This window comes from Levilactobacillus sp. LN180102 (assembly GCF_050106635.1).
Classification (GTDB): Bacteria; Bacillota; Bacilli; order Lactobacillales; family Lactobacillaceae; genus Levilactobacillus; species Levilactobacillus brevis.
In genome coordinates this window covers 32,120-46,398 of sequence record NZ_JBNIIX010000002.1, presented here as the reverse complement: position 1 = coordinate 46,398, position 14,279 = coordinate 32,120, and the positions used below count along the sequence as shown (strand labels likewise).

Here is a 14,279-nt window from a genome sequence, read left to right as displayed (position 1 = left end):
GTCATTAATTCGTGCATTATGCACACATCTTAGCACGCTTCTGTTATAATCACAATATGGATAATGATATTTTTGAAGCATTGTTTGAAATTGTCACGTTTTTTAATCAACCCCAGCAGGATCGTCAGTTACTGAAGCAGGCTAATTTGACGTTAGAACCGGCAGCCTTGCCCATCATTGTTAGAATTGGTCGGCAGCCGGAGATTAGCATCGGTGAATTGGCTAATCAGATTGGGCGAAATCATTCGTCAATCAGTCGTCAGGTCGATAAGTTGGTCACAGCGGGATGGCTCGTGGAGGTCGAGCGACGGGATCAACGGATTCGGCAATTAACCTTAAGCGATCAGGGTAAACGCGCTTTATTACAAATTAAGGTTGCCCGCGAGGCCGGGTTACGTCAGCATTTGGCAGACTATTCCAATTCGGAACGGATCGAATTACTGCAAGTCTTACAACGATTGGCTAAAACATTAACCACACCTGACGATCCGGATGATAATCAGTAAAATGACTGCCGCAGTCATCATTGCGGCAGTCATTTTGGGCAAAAAAAATTAACCTCATTGAATCGAACTGGGATTTAGTCTGATTCAATAAGGTTAATTATTCAATTGGACACAGTGACTAACGGTGCATTTTCCGGGTACACCGCCGACTGTTACCAAAAAAGCTTTAGTTTGTCGTCAGTTTGTTAAGCAATTGTTTTACGACATCTTTATAATAACAAAGAAATCAAGGGCTGCGGGCGATTTTGGCAATTTGTAATATTACAATTTTACGGGCCGATTTTAAATATCACAGATATTGTAAATGACTTGTACTGAGAGGGTTACTGTTGAATTTTAAAGGTAAAAATCAGCGTATATTTATTCATGAGGTGTCCGCTAAGCATGATGAGCAACTAGCGGAGGTTGATACGCCAATCTTCGCAAGGATTGCTTAATTATGACCATTAGCGATTTACCCCATTGCTAAATTTTGATTGCAGACGACCAAAACAGATGCAAAGCTGACCAAAACTTGGTAAAATTCAATCAACGACTAAAAAGATTTGGAGGTGGACGTCTTGTACCGCTTGTACGCTGCATTACCAATTCCAGACCGCTAATTTAAAATTTGTTAAACGAAGGGAAGACCATTATTCATGGCACAAGAATCAAAGATAACGGCAACAACCACTGAAACAGAGACCACCGACCCCGGACCCAGCCAGCAGCCGCCTTTATGGCAACGCTCGACTGAGTCCTTACTTGTTGATTTTAAAACCGACGAGACGCAAGGGTTAACAACTACTGAGGCCAAGCGACGACTTACAGAGAATGGTCCTAACGAACTGACCGCCAAAAAGCAATCGAACCTGTTGCGCTTCTTGAAGCAATTTAACAACTCGATTATTTATATTTTGGCTGCGGCGGCCTTGATCACTTTTCTTATGCACCACTATTCCGATTCGATTGTGATTGGGCTGGTGATTATTGCCAACGCGTTCATTGGCTATTTCCAGGAACGCTCGGCCGATAATGCCTTGGACCGGATAAAGGCGTTGTTGGTTTCTGAAGCCGTCGTCATTCGTGACGGTCAAAAAGTCACCTTACCAGCACGAGAGCTGGTAGCTGGTGATCTTGTGCAACTGGAAGCGGGAGATACGGTTCCAGCCGATATGCGGCTGATCAACGCAGACAACTTGAAGATTCAAGAGTCCGCGTTGACCGGGGAAACCGATTCAGTGGAAAAAGGAGAAGATCCGTTGTCAGCGGCGACCTTACCATTGGCTGAACGGTCTAATCAGGCATTCGCTTCAACGGCGGTAACCAGTGGATCGGCGCGAGGTATCGTGACCACGACCGGTTCAGCAACTGAAATCGGAAGTATCCAGCAAAATGTGGCTGATGTGAAACAGCAGGCCACTCCACTGATGAAGAACCTGAATAGCTTAGGTTTAGGGTTATCCATCGCCATTTTAATTGCGGCTGTGCTGTTATTTATCTTGGGAATGATGACCCACGTTTACAGTCTGCCAGTCTTGTTGGTGGCCGTCATTACGATGGTCGTTGGGTCGATGCCCGAAGGTTTGCCAGCTAGCACCTCAGTGGTGTTAGCGATGGGGACGCAGGCGATGACGAAACAAAATGTGATCGTCAAGACGTTGCCCGCGGTAGAAACGTTGGGTGCAGTGGATATTGTCAATACCGATAAGACCGGGACCTTGACCAAAAATGAAATGACCGTCACCGATGTATTAACAACTCAGGATACGTATACCGTGTCTGGCGTGGGCTACGATGCTACGGGGCAAGTCGAAAATGATGAGGACCAACGGGTCGCTTGGCAAGAAGATCCTGACTTGGAGTGGCTAGTGCAGATTGCTGGGCAAACCTCTGACGCAGAATTCCATGAGGAAGACGGTCAGTGGGTATTGACGGGTGAGCCAACCGATGGGGCGTTGACGGCGCTTTATCACAAGTTGGTGGGCCATGATCCAGCCCCACAAGAGATTGATTCACAGCCGTTTGACTCAGCCACCCGTTACTCTGCGCGACTGGTTGACTTCAAGGATCAGCGGTGGTTATTGGTTAAAGGTGCCCCCCAAACCCTGATCCGCCAGATGAAAGAACAGGGCGAGATCGTTGATGAAGCGGCTTGGCAGGCCCGACTATCACAGCTAACCCGCCAAGGTAAGCGGGTCGTGGCGTTGGGTTACCAACCAGTGGCTGGTGATATTGCGGATGTCGAAGACTTGACAATTGGGCAAGATTTTCATTTGGCCGGCATGGCGGGGATTATTGATCCACCCCGTCCTGGTGTGGCCGATGCTGTCCGGCAGCTGCGGTACGCCGGTATCAAGGTCAAAATGATTACCGGGGATGACCCGGAAACAGCTGCGGCGATTGCCGAACAGTTGAATTTGTCAGAACAGGCTAAGGCGATTACTGGGCCAGAACTGGCACAGCTAAGTGATGATGAGCTGGCGAAAAAGATTGACCAGTATACCGTCTTCGCGCGGACAACGCCAGCTGATAAGCTCCGAATTGTGAAGGCCCAACAGAGTCGCGGGCACGTCGTTTCCATGACTGGTGACGGGGTGAACGATGCGCCGGCCCTCAAACAAGCGGATATTGGTGTAGCAATGGGGATTCGGGGAACCGATGTCGCCAAAGACTCCGCTGATATGGTGTTAGCCGATGATGACTTTACGTCCTTGCTCGGTGCTGTGCGAGAAGGTCGACACGTCTTTGATAATATTCGTAAGACGATTCGCTTCCTGTTACCAACGAGTTTTGCCGAAGGCTTAATTGTGGTGATGAGTATTCTGATGGATCAATCACTGCCGTTATTCCCAACGCAACTGTTGTGGATTAACATGGTATCGGCACTGACGATTCAGTTTGCGTTTATCTTTGAACCGGCAGAAAGCGGCATTATGAAGCGGGGACCCCGGGACGTCACGCAGGGGATTCTCTCAAAGTATGACGTGTTTGAGGTTACCTACGTGTCTTTATTGATCTCTGGACTAGGGATGTTGGCTTATGACCTCCTGACAGCGCAGGGCTTATCTACCGTGGTCGGGAGTACCATGACGTTAAATGTGATCATCTTTGGTAAGATTTTCTACCTGTTTAACTTACAAAACGACCATCCAGTATTCTCTAAGTATTTCTTCAGAAATAAGATGAGCTTTGCTATTGTGGCCCTGTTGATTGCGTTACAGGCCGTGATTATTTACTGGCCGGCGATGCAAGGCGTCTTCCACACCACGAGTGCGAACTTCCACTACGGCTGGGGGATTCCAATCTTGGCGGGAATCGTTGTTTTAATCGTTACGGAGATTGCCAAATGGTTGCGTCACCGCTACGATGCCAAGATGGTGGCTCGAGAACAGCGTAATTTCTAATGACTGACGGGTGTGACGTGTATTAAGCGTCAGGCGTTAGTCATCAAATAATAACCAGCAGCTCCCTTGGAATTTGATTCCTGAGGGAGCTGCTTTTTTGGTGGTTTTTAAGGGTCATTGTTTCCAGAAAGACGGTCTATTTGTTATAAAGTTCGATGTTAGATTATGCCGAGAAAGTTAACGTACTTATGGTTTAACACAAGCCTAAAGGAGTGGTACCTTTAGGATGGATAATCAAGAAATTATTCTGGGGGGGTATAAGCATGTATATTTTAAGAGTTCTAAAAACATGGCAATTTTGGCTAGCAATATTTCTATTGCCCGATTTACGGTATGCCTTTATGAACACCCCGTTTCAATTTGATTGGATGCTAAACCTACTTCTGGGTGGCGGAGCAATCCTTGTTTTAATTTCGGTTTTTTATGATGCTATCAATGGTATTAACCCCAATCATGCGAATTTTGACGGAACATTGAAGGAAAAACGTTGAGTATCCAAAAGCTTATGGTGTGTTTATTTAAATGACTATCTGGGTGGTAAGTTTTCAGTGCTTACCACCCAATTTTATTGTGATTAGGTTATGTATATCGAGCCACCACCTGAATTGACGAATCAAGAAAAGCTAGGGGCCAATTGAGGTGTAATTAGTTTTGAACGGAATTAATGTGTATGGATTTCTGAATCGTCTTTCCACGGATTAACATTTCCCACAAATTTCGCTAGCTCTTAGCCCATGAGACTCCTATACTGGACTTACAAAGGGGGGCGGAACAACAAATGATGAAAAAAAGTTCCGATTGTACCGAGATTTTAGTGGGTAAAGCCGCCAGTATGGACGGTTCCACGATTGTAGCACGTAACGAGGATGGCTATGGGCCAATTAACCCCATTAAATTTGTGGTGCACCCAGCCGTTGACCAAACTGGCGCGTCATTTACGTCAGCCGTAACGGGGGTGGAAGTGCCCTTACCCGATCACGCGTACCGCTATACGGGGACCCCGCAGGCCGACCAAAGTGATGGTCAGTACGAAGAGGCCGGGATTAACGAGCTAAACGTTGGGATGAGTGCCACTGAGACCACGGCAACGAATGCCCGCGTCTTGGGCTATGACCCCTTGGTGGACGATGGCATTAACGAAGAAGCCATGATTACGCTAGTCCTACCTTACATTAAAAGTGCCAAGGAAGGCGCCGCACGATTAGGCGCTCTGATTGAAAAATACGGGACAGGCGAAAGCAACAGCATTGCGTTTAACGATCAAAATGATGTGTGGTACTTAGAAACAGCCGGTGGGCACCATTGGGCGGCTATGCGGCTACCAGAAGATACTTATGCCATTGCGCCGAACCAAACGCTGATGCAAACGGTGGATTTGCAAGACACTGATAATTTCTTAGTTGCCAGTGATCTAGTGGACTTTGTTGCGCAACACCACTTGAATCCGACACCGGACACGTTTAATTTCCGGGAAATTTTTGGGACACATGGTGAAGACGATGCCTACTACAATACGCCGCGGACTTGGTACGGTCAGAAGTTATTCAATCCGGAAATCACCGATCAACAACCAACGGATCAAGACATGCCGTTTACCAGAAAGCCAGCCAAGAAACTGGCGATTGAAGACGTGCAATTCTTCTTATCATCCCACTACAACGGGACGCCTTATGATCCCTTTGGCACTTATGCCTCAGGGTCGCCAGCCGATCAGCGTAAGTACCGGCCGATTGCTATGGATCGTAACCAATGTTCGTCGATTCTTCAAATTAGAAATGACGTTCCCACCGATCATGCGGCCATTCAGTGGATTGCGATGGGCTTCTTTGCATACGCGCCATATGTGCCATTCTTTACCAACATTACAGACACGCCAGCTGACTATCAAAACACGACAGCAGCAGTTGATGTGGCCAATGTTTATTGGTTAAATAAGACGTTATCCGTGTTGATTGAACCCCATTTTCACGACTATGTTGAGGCTGTTAACGCCTTTCGTGATGGGTGCCAGTCATATGCGCGGTCGCGCGTAGCGGCAACGGATGAGGCGGTTAGTGGTAACGTATCTGCCTTCCTCACGCAAAGTAATCAGATCACTGCTGGTGAGATTTCTAAACGCACGCGGGAGTTATTTGACACGATTGTCAAGCATGGCCTGTTATTATCAAAGACGGCTTGGGAAAAGGGGCAAAACTTATAAATTAGTCCGGGGGACATAAGGGGGGAGAACCAACATGAAATGGATGAAGTTAGCATTCTTAGCCGGTCTAAGTCTAAGTCTGTGGGGAACGACAACGGCTCAGGCGGCTAAGCGGACTGTCTTACCCAAGTATCCGCGGCAACGCCTATTTACGTTTAAGACCCAGCGGACTAAGGTGTACAGCTATCCGCGAGCGGCGTATGCCCGTAGCAAGGTGCTGGGCGTTAATAAGAGCACGAAAAAGCAGTGGACGGTTGATAAGGTCGTGACGGTTAACGGCAAACGCTACGTGCGTTTGGCGGCAGTCAGTGCCCAACCGTTGCATCACGGCACGGTTGCCCCACTGCCTGCTAAGCGCAATCAGTTGGCGGGAGGATACGTGGCCTTGCGACAATTACGCAGTCACTCAGTGATTCGGCAGTTAAAAGCCATTAAGAAAACGGCCTACTGGACGCCAACGACCGACCATGATTATTGGGATATGCCGGCGCGAACGATCGGGACGACGGCTGCCGTTCATTACGGTACGACTTATGGTTACCGAACGTTGTATGCGACCGAGTCGTTGACGACAACCCGTCAGAAACATTATCTGTATCTCACCACGGCAAATGGCAAAGGGATTGGTTGGCTACCAGCCAATGCGGTGATTAAGGGCACTTACCCCAACTTATTGCAGCGTGAGGTGAATCGGCAGTTAACGGGGATCACTGCCACGACCACGACAGTTGATGCGGCAGCCCACGTCAAGGTGGGTGTGGCGATGGCGGCCGGGATGGTACAACGGGTTGTCTTGCTTCGCCAAGATAGTACGACGGTGACGTCTGACTTTGTTACTGGGCGGGCGGTGATCGCCACCACGCGGTCGGCAACGGGGAAAGTTGTTAAGACTGCGAAGGTTAAGCAAACCGCGCCTATCTTTAGCTTTACCGCCCGTGCAGATTTTGACATTCATGGGTATACCTATCGCGTCAAAGTAGCGCCAACTGGCGCCGTAACGATTCTCGGAACCGGTGGCTGGATCGCCTAAACTAACTTCGTTTACTGACTAAGTTAACTAAAAGATCTGGTTAGTGATCAGCTAAGGGATGCGCTACACTACCAGTGAGCCACGCGGTAGCGGCCGCGTGGCTCAGTTATAAAACGGGAAGCTGTGGGACGTCTACCATCAAAGAAGTCCCAACCGAGCGTAAATAAAAAACGAATCTGAGAATACTCAGGTTCGTTTTTTATTTACGCTCGGTTGGGATGTTTTGGCGGATGACTCGGGCAGGGTTACCAGCAATGACGACGTTATCGCCAAAGGATTTGGTGACGGTCGAGTTGGCACCAACCACCACATTGTTACCTAAAGTCACGCCGGGCAAAATGACCGATCCGCCACCGACCCAAACGGAATCGCCTAAGGTTACCGGCTTACCTAGGCCAATGAACTTGTCGCGACCGCGGGGGTCCAGCGGGTGATAGGCCGCATAGATTTGTACGTGGGGCGCCAACATACAGTGATTACCAATGGTCACTGGTGCAATATCTAAGATGACATTGTCATAATTACACATAAAGTTATCGCCAACGTGAATGTTATAGCCAAAATCGCAACGGAAATTGGGTTGAATCCATGGGCTTTTACCAACAGAGCCAAAGAGCTGGCGGATGGTGTGGTCCTTTTCAGCAGCGGCGGTGTCGTCCAGTTCATTGATAATCTTGCATAAACGACGGGCTTTGGTCTCCTCAGCAGCTAACTCGGGATCCATGATGTTATAAGGTTCGCCCGCAAGAAATTTTTCTTTTTCTGTTTTCAAATGAAACCGCCTCCAGCGTTGTTTTGTTTATTGTAGCATAGTTTGCAGAATATTTATACGGATAAATATAGGGATCAAAAATTGGTTCGTCAACTTTTGACCGGTTGCTATTTGGGATGAAGTTCGGTATACTTACAGCCGCTTTAGCCAAATTAGGCTAAAATTAAGGAGATGATCAACGATGATGGCATCGTTATTCGTACGGAAAAGTGCTGCTAGTTAGCGACACTTTTCTGCGAGACCCTTTCAGAGAAGTGTCAGGATTGTCAATCTGAAAGGAATTTAATATCATGGAACCAACAATTACTGCCTATGAGTATAGTGACATCAAACAACACGTTAACGCCTTAGTAAGTGCCTATTTAGCCGTCAATGATCGCCATATGCGATCGATTATTCGGGCTGAGACAATTGCCTATGTGACACCATTCTTACCGGAGGGCGCCCCCTTAACGCAAGCATTTCTGGCTGGGTTACAGCCGGATCGCCTCAGTCGTAAGGAAGCGGCGAAGTTGTTACCGTTACTAGAACCCGCTGTGATTCCCTTTCCGCAGTTCAGTACCAAACAACTGGGAAAGCTGTTCCGCAAGGTGAAAAAGCTAAAACAACCAGCGTGGGCCAGTTTGAATCTGCATGAATTAACCTATCTTGGTTGGAACGATGGGGGCAGTCAGAAGAAATACCTGGTTATACCAGACCACGAGCGGGTTATCGGTATCCGCGGTGATCTGGCACCACAAACTATCAAAGGGGTTTGTGCCATCTGTCAGACGATTGGTAACGTGTCGTTGTTTGTCTCAACGACGAAAACCTCTGGACTCGGGACATATACGCGCAACGGCAATTATATTTGTCGTGATAGTGCACAATGTAATCGGCAATTGACTGATCCACAAGCCCTACAGGACTTCTTAGCGGTCGTCCGGCCGCAACGTTAACTGAATAATCCACTGAGCGCGACGATTTTAGTCGGGCTCTTTTTATTTATGGAAAGGCCGATGCAAGATTAGTTCCGATGGTTCAAACCGGCGACCAGACGCGATTAACCAGCCATTAAAAAGAAACCGCTTTAGCAATTAAATTCGGAAAAAATTGGACAAAGGGGCCTAGATTGCCGGTCATTATCTGCTATAATGGTTAGTACTTTGTGAAATTTGATGAGTAAGAGGGATTGACATGTTAATGAAGTTAAGGATTGATGGGAAGTGGTGTCAATGACCCGCCAACACCATTTACGAGGCGTGCTATTGGCGAGCATTGCCTGCATGCTGTGGGGGATTTCTGGGGTTGCTGCGAGCACGTTGTTTACGTTAAATCATCACGTGACCGCTCTGTGGCTGACCCAGATTCGAATGATTAGCGCTGGGGCCATTCTGTTGATTTGGGGTCAACTAATTCACGCCCAGCCATTTCAAATTTGGCGTCAAAGAGCCACCGGACTACGTGTCATTAGCTACGGTCTACTGGGACTGGTCCCAGTTCAGCTATGTTACTTTGAAGCGGTGAAGTTTGGTAACGCGCCCATTGCGACAATCATTCAGTTCTTAGGCCCTTTATTATTAGTATTTATTATTTCCTGTTTAAGCACATGACGCCGACTCGTCCCGAAGGCATTGGGATGGTGATGGCCTTCGTGGGGACCTTGTTGATTGTGACGCATGGACACTTGACTAGCCTAGCGATTTCACCAGTGGTGCTCATCTGGGGCGGCTTATCGGCAATCGGTGTGGCGACGAACACCTTGATCCCACGCCCCTTGTTACCTAAATTTGGGGCTATGGCGGTAACCGGTTGGGGCTTGTTCGTGGCCGGGATTTGTTTAAATGTCTTTGGCCCGTTGTGGCGAGTACATGTCACGCTAACCGCGGCTGAATGGGGGCTGGTTTTACTGATTATTATCTTTGGGACGGTCATTCCATTCTTAATGTTTGCCCACGCCTTAGGTTATATCTTACCAACAACGGCGAGTCTATTAGATGCCTTTGAACCCTTATCGGCGACGGTGTTCTCGGTCATCTTTTTAAATGTGCAACTGACAACTTTCGATTTAGTTGGTGGTGCTTTAATTATTTTAGCCGTCATGGTCTTATCTTTGAACGGTCGTAAGATGATGAACTTTTTCCGCCGTCGACGCGCAGAAACTTAGCAAAACCCAAAAGATCGGTCTACTCAGGACTTAAACAGCTGAGTGGACCGATCTTTTTTATAGTGCAGGTAAGCTATCCGGTAGACAGTCACCGTGTTATTTGACAGGTTTGAGTTTTAAGGTCATCGCGTTAATTGCCACAATCACGGTGCTAAGTGACATGATGACGGCACCAACCATGGGATCAAGCATGAAACCAATGGGGGCTAAGATCCCAGCTGCCAGTGGAATCGCGATTAAGTTGTAGCCAGCTCCCCACCAGAGGTTTTCGGTCATCTTCCGTGTCGTCGCGCGCGCTAAGTCTAGGAATTGAATGACGTCGGCTGGATCACTGGCGACTAAGATAATGTCTGCCGATTCAATCGCGACATCGGTACCAGAGCCAATTGCCATCCCGATATCTGCTCGGGCCAAGCTTGGGGCATCGTTGACCCCATCGCCGATAAAGAGGACTTTACCAGAGGCTTGGTACTGTTGAACGAGACGTTCCTTGTCTTCTGGCAATAAGCGAGCTTGTACATCCTCAATCCCGACAGCGTGAGCGACCTTATTCGCCGTTTCTTGATTATCACCCGTCAGCATGACGGGGGTAATCCCTTGGCGCTTTAATTCACTGACGAGGTGCTGGGCGTTTGGTTTGATCTGATCACCTTCAGCGACTAACCCCAAGACCCGGTCACCTGTGACGAGATAGCTGAGTGAATTGCCTTCAGCGGCTAAGGTCTTGAATTGGGCTTGATCGTAAGTTAAGTGGTGTTGCTCCAAATAGGAAACGGCAACGACACCATAAGTGATGTCATCGATGGTACCAAACTGGCCCATCCCAGTTTCTTGATGCGTGTCAGTAGCAGCTGTATAGGTAATTTGTTGTGCCTTAGCAGCGCTAAGAATCCCGGTTGCTAGTGGATGACTAGAGCCGCTTTCCAGGCTAGCTAGTAAGCGTAAAATGGTTTCTTCACTGTAGTCTTGGTCTAAGCTAATCAAATGGTTCACTTGAAAATGCCCCATAGTCAAAGTTCCCGTTTTATCCATCAGCGCAAATTTTAAGTGTTTGACATCTTCCATGGCATTGCGATTACGGATGAGTAAGCCATTTTGAGCGGCTAGTGCTGTACTCCGTGCGACAACTAGTGGGACAGCCAAGCCCAATGCGTGCGGGCAGGCGATGACGAAGACGGCCACCGCTACGGGAAGTGCCACGGCTAGGTTGGCCACCGTTAACCAAATGAGGAAAGCCAGAATACCAACGAATAAAGCGGCGTAGAATAACCAGCCAGCCACGCGATCAGCCAAATTTTCTGAGGTTGATTTTGCATTCTTGGCATTTTGGATCAAGTCCATGACTTGAGCGAGATAACCGGAATCACCAGTTCCGGTGACTTTAGCCGTAAATGTTCCGGTGCCATTCACGGAACCGCCGATGACTTGGTCGCCCGTAACCTTTTTGACGGCAGCAGCTTCACCAGTGACTAGGGATTCATTAACTGCGGAGGTCCCAGTTACAATCGTCGCATCCGCGGGAATTTGCTCACCAGCACGAACAACCACTATCTGGCCAACTTGTAGGTCATTTAGGGAAACGTCGTGGGTGGTGCCAGCGTCATCAACGACGTGGGCAGTTTGTGGGAGTAGCTTGCCTAAGGCATCCACGGCTGACCCAGCATTCATGACGGTGTTCATTTCAATCCAGTGTCCTAATAGCATGATGACAATTAAAGTGGAAAGTTCCCAGAAGAAATTGTTGACCATCGGGGTGACATGGAATAAGTCGTTAGCGATGACGGCATAAATACTGTAGATGTAAGCCACACCAACGCCCATCGTGATGAGCGTCATCATTGCCGGTTGTTTCATTTGGAGTTCGGCCTTGGCACCGCTGAAGAAGGGGGCACCACCGTAAATGAAGAGAATCGTGCCTAAGATGGCGACGACCCAATCACTACCGGGAAAGGTTAACTGGAAGGGCAGGGTGACACCCATCATTGGTGACATGAGAATAATGGGGATGGTCAGAATCAGGGAAACCCAGAACTTACGCTTTAAGTTGCCCATGTGCATCATATGGCCATCGCCCATGTCCATATCCATATCGTTCATATTCATGTGATCGCCATGAGCCATATCCATTTGGTCCATGTGATCGTGGGTCATCATTTCGTGTTCTTTCATGATTCACAGCTCCCTTCACAATCTGCTGGTAAACAGTCACAGTCGACCATTTGAGGCGCCTGTGGTAGCTTCTGGGTTAGTGTCCCAATTAACTGTTGAATATCCGTTTGACTCAGTTCAGTTTGTTCTAATACGTGGGTCAAAGCTTTGCCGCGGTGCATCGCACACATCTGATCAAGCTCGGTTTGTAGGGCCGTGTCCATGGCCGTTTGTTCATCGATAAGTGGTGTGTAGATATATTGACGGCCTTGTTTGGTGGTTGCCAAGGCGCCTTTTTTGACCAGACGTCCAATTAAGGTCTTAATCGTCGGGGCTTTCCAGTCGTGTTGGCGCTCAAGAAGTTCAATGATGGTATGACTATCGGCCTGATTTAACGTCCACACAATCCGCATGACCCGCCATTCGGCGTCGGAAATGGAGACGGTTAATGTTGTATTTGACATAAGTGACTCCCCCCTTAGACTACAAATGTAATCTTTAATAACTGACTTGAGTCTACATCTGTAGTCATGATGTGTCAAGCAGGAGACTTTTTTACAAATGTGCTAATAATAAATTAAAGTTTCGGCAAAAATAGTTTAGCACTATGCCTTTTTAAAGATTATTTTTGTATAATACGAGTTACGTCAATCAAAAAAAGATAAACGATTAAAAAAATTGTGTTACGGAAAGGGGCGTTTAACACGTGAAGATGTTAAAACGCTGGTTACGGTGGGGGGCCGTACTGGGCCTTATCGGTAGCCTACTTGGTGGTGGACCAACCGCTAGTGCTGCGGCAACCAAGACGGTATCTAAGGTGGCTGCGCGGGCGGCCTACGTCATGGATGCGCAGAGCGGTCAGGTACTTTACCAACAAAATGCCAATAAAAAGTATCCGATTGCCTCACTGTCCAAGTTGCTGACCGTTTACTTAACAGTGAAGGCCATTAATGATGGGCAAATTAAATGGACGGATAACGTGCCCATGAGTCAAGACTTGTTAAAGCTCAGTCATAGCTATACGTATTCGTCATTGCGGATGAAAAAGGGTGAAAGCTTTACGGTTCGTCAGTTAGTAGCGGCGGCGATGATTGCATCGTCCAATAGCGCGGCTACGGCTTTAGGCGAGTACGTTGCCGGAAGTAATGCAAAATTTATTCAGTTAATGAATCAACAGAGTCGAGACTGGGGAATCGATGCCCATTTTATCAGTTCATCGGGCCTGGATAATACGGATTTGAAGGATTATCATTTGGTATTAGCTGGAACTGGAAAAAAGGAAGAGAACTTGGTCTCTGCGAAAGCCATCACCGTGGTGGCCCAACACTTACTGGCTGCTGACCCAACGATAACAGCGGTTGCTAGCAAGACGCAGGCCACTATTAATGGCACCAAAATTTATAATGAGAATAGTTGTTTGCCCGGTAAATCACAGTACAAAAAGGCGAGTCACATTGATGGGCTGAAGACCGGCTATACTGAGAATGCGAAGTTATGTTTTACGGCGACCTATACCGTGAATGGGCAGCGGATGATTGCCACCATTCTGGGTGGTGACACAACTTTCTCAGCAATGAACAAGTTAATTAAACAACTCAAACAGAGCTATCGACTGGAGACTACCGCGCTAACCAGTCGGCAGATTCAGCTAGGCAATGGTTTGGCAACGACCGTCACTGCGGCACCAACTTCCCAGCAGGCAGGGGTGTGGTATCGGACGCAAGCTGGTGGCTTGACCACAGCGGTGCAAACCCGATTAACGGCACAACAACTACGTCGGGGAGTGGTATCGGCGGGTGATCCTGTTGCGCAAGCGACCGTCACCGACCGGCAAGCCGGTGTGCAGCAACAAATCACGTATCAAGCGGCTCAAACAGCCACATTATTTGCTGATCGGGTCGTGTTTCAACAAACTGATCAGACCGATCCGTTATTAACGGTCTTGGTTAAACCGATGGCTCAGATTTTTACGACCTAATCTACAAGGACTCAGGGACTGGAAATAACCAGTCCTTTTTTGATAAGTAGATGTTTTGAGTTGCCTTCGTGTGGGACGAAGGGGGTAAGATGGCATTATGAACGATTAAAGGA

10 protein-coding genes and 1 pseudogene are annotated in these 14,279 nt (G+C 47.9%); 8 read left to right on the top strand and 3 right to left on the bottom strand.

From position 1 onward, the window contains the following. Positions 1-11: 11 nt before the first annotated feature. From ACP4IT_RS01515 to ACP4IT_RS01495, 5 genes are all read left to right on the top strand, one after another. Positions 12-506: a MarR family winged helix-turn-helix transcriptional regulator gene (locus tag ACP4IT_RS01515; protein ID WP_082265119.1), complete on the top strand. Its 495-nt coding sequence runs from the start codon at positions 12-14 to the stop codon at positions 504-506. Positions 507-1,144: 638 nt separating this feature from the next. Further along, entirely contained in the window at positions 1,145-3,892 is a 2,748-nt protein-coding gene (locus ACP4IT_RS01510; RefSeq protein ID WP_087609629.1) for an HAD-IC family P-type ATPase, read from the top strand. Between the two features lie 263 nt (positions 3,893-4,155). After that, positions 4,156-4,383 carry a hypothetical protein gene (locus ACP4IT_RS01505; RefSeq protein ID WP_139559999.1) on the top strand — a complete coding sequence of 76 codons (228 nt, stop codon included), beginning with the start codon at positions 4,156-4,158 and terminating at the stop codon, positions 4,381-4,383. Positions 4,384-4,673: 290 nt separating this feature from the next. Then, positions 4,674-6,092 (top strand): C69 family dipeptidase, encoded by a 1,419-nt coding sequence (locus ACP4IT_RS01500; protein WP_139560194.1) that lies wholly within the window; start codon positions 4,674-4,676, stop codon positions 6,090-6,092. A 34-nt stretch (positions 6,093-6,126) separates the two neighbouring features. After that, positions 6,127-7,122, top strand: coding sequence for a hypothetical protein (locus ACP4IT_RS01495; protein ID WP_047021039.1), 996 nt, complete (start codon positions 6,127-6,129; stop codon positions 7,120-7,122). Between the two features lie 199 nt (positions 7,123-7,321). Here ACP4IT_RS01495 and ACP4IT_RS01490 read toward each other — a convergent pair whose 3' ends face one another. Next, positions 7,322-7,894: a sugar O-acetyltransferase gene (locus tag ACP4IT_RS01490; RefSeq protein WP_082265121.1), complete on the bottom strand. Its 573-nt coding sequence runs from the start codon at positions 7,892-7,894 to the stop codon at positions 7,322-7,324. 290 nt (positions 7,895-8,184) lie between these two features. Between ACP4IT_RS01490 and ACP4IT_RS01485 the strand changes: the two genes are divergently transcribed. Together ACP4IT_RS01485 and ACP4IT_RS01480 are read left to right on the top strand one after the other, a co-directional pair. After that, positions 8,185-8,832, top strand: a complete 648-nt coding sequence (locus tag ACP4IT_RS01485) for a FusB/FusC family EF-G-binding protein (RefSeq protein ID WP_011667061.1) — start codon at positions 8,185-8,187, stop codon at positions 8,830-8,832. 276 nt (positions 8,833-9,108) lie between these two features. Continuing rightward, positions 9,109-10,040 (top strand): annotated as a pseudogene (locus tag ACP4IT_RS01480) (DMT family transporter). A gap of 96 nt (positions 10,041-10,136) precedes the next feature. On the opposite strand, the gene ACP4IT_RS01475 reads toward ACP4IT_RS01480, so the two are convergent. Together ACP4IT_RS01475 and ACP4IT_RS01470 are read right to left on the bottom strand one after the other, a co-directional pair. After that, complete coding sequence (locus ACP4IT_RS01475) at positions 10,137-12,176, bottom strand: heavy metal translocating P-type ATPase (RefSeq protein WP_041815806.1); 2,040 nt, start codon at positions 12,174-12,176, stop codon at positions 10,137-10,139. A gap of 29 nt (positions 12,177-12,205) precedes the next feature. After that, positions 12,206-12,652, bottom strand: coding sequence for a CopY/TcrY family copper transport repressor (locus tag ACP4IT_RS01470; protein ID WP_011667064.1), 447 nt, complete (start codon positions 12,650-12,652; stop codon positions 12,206-12,208). Positions 12,653-12,900: 248 nt separating this feature from the next. Here ACP4IT_RS01470 and ACP4IT_RS01465 point away from each other — a divergent pair, with 248 nt between their 5' ends. Beyond that, positions 12,901-14,166, top strand: coding sequence for a D-alanyl-D-alanine carboxypeptidase family protein (locus tag ACP4IT_RS01465; RefSeq protein ID WP_156646537.1), 1,266 nt, complete (start codon positions 12,901-12,903; stop codon positions 14,164-14,166). The last annotated feature ends 113 nt before the right edge of the window (positions 14,167-14,279 follow it).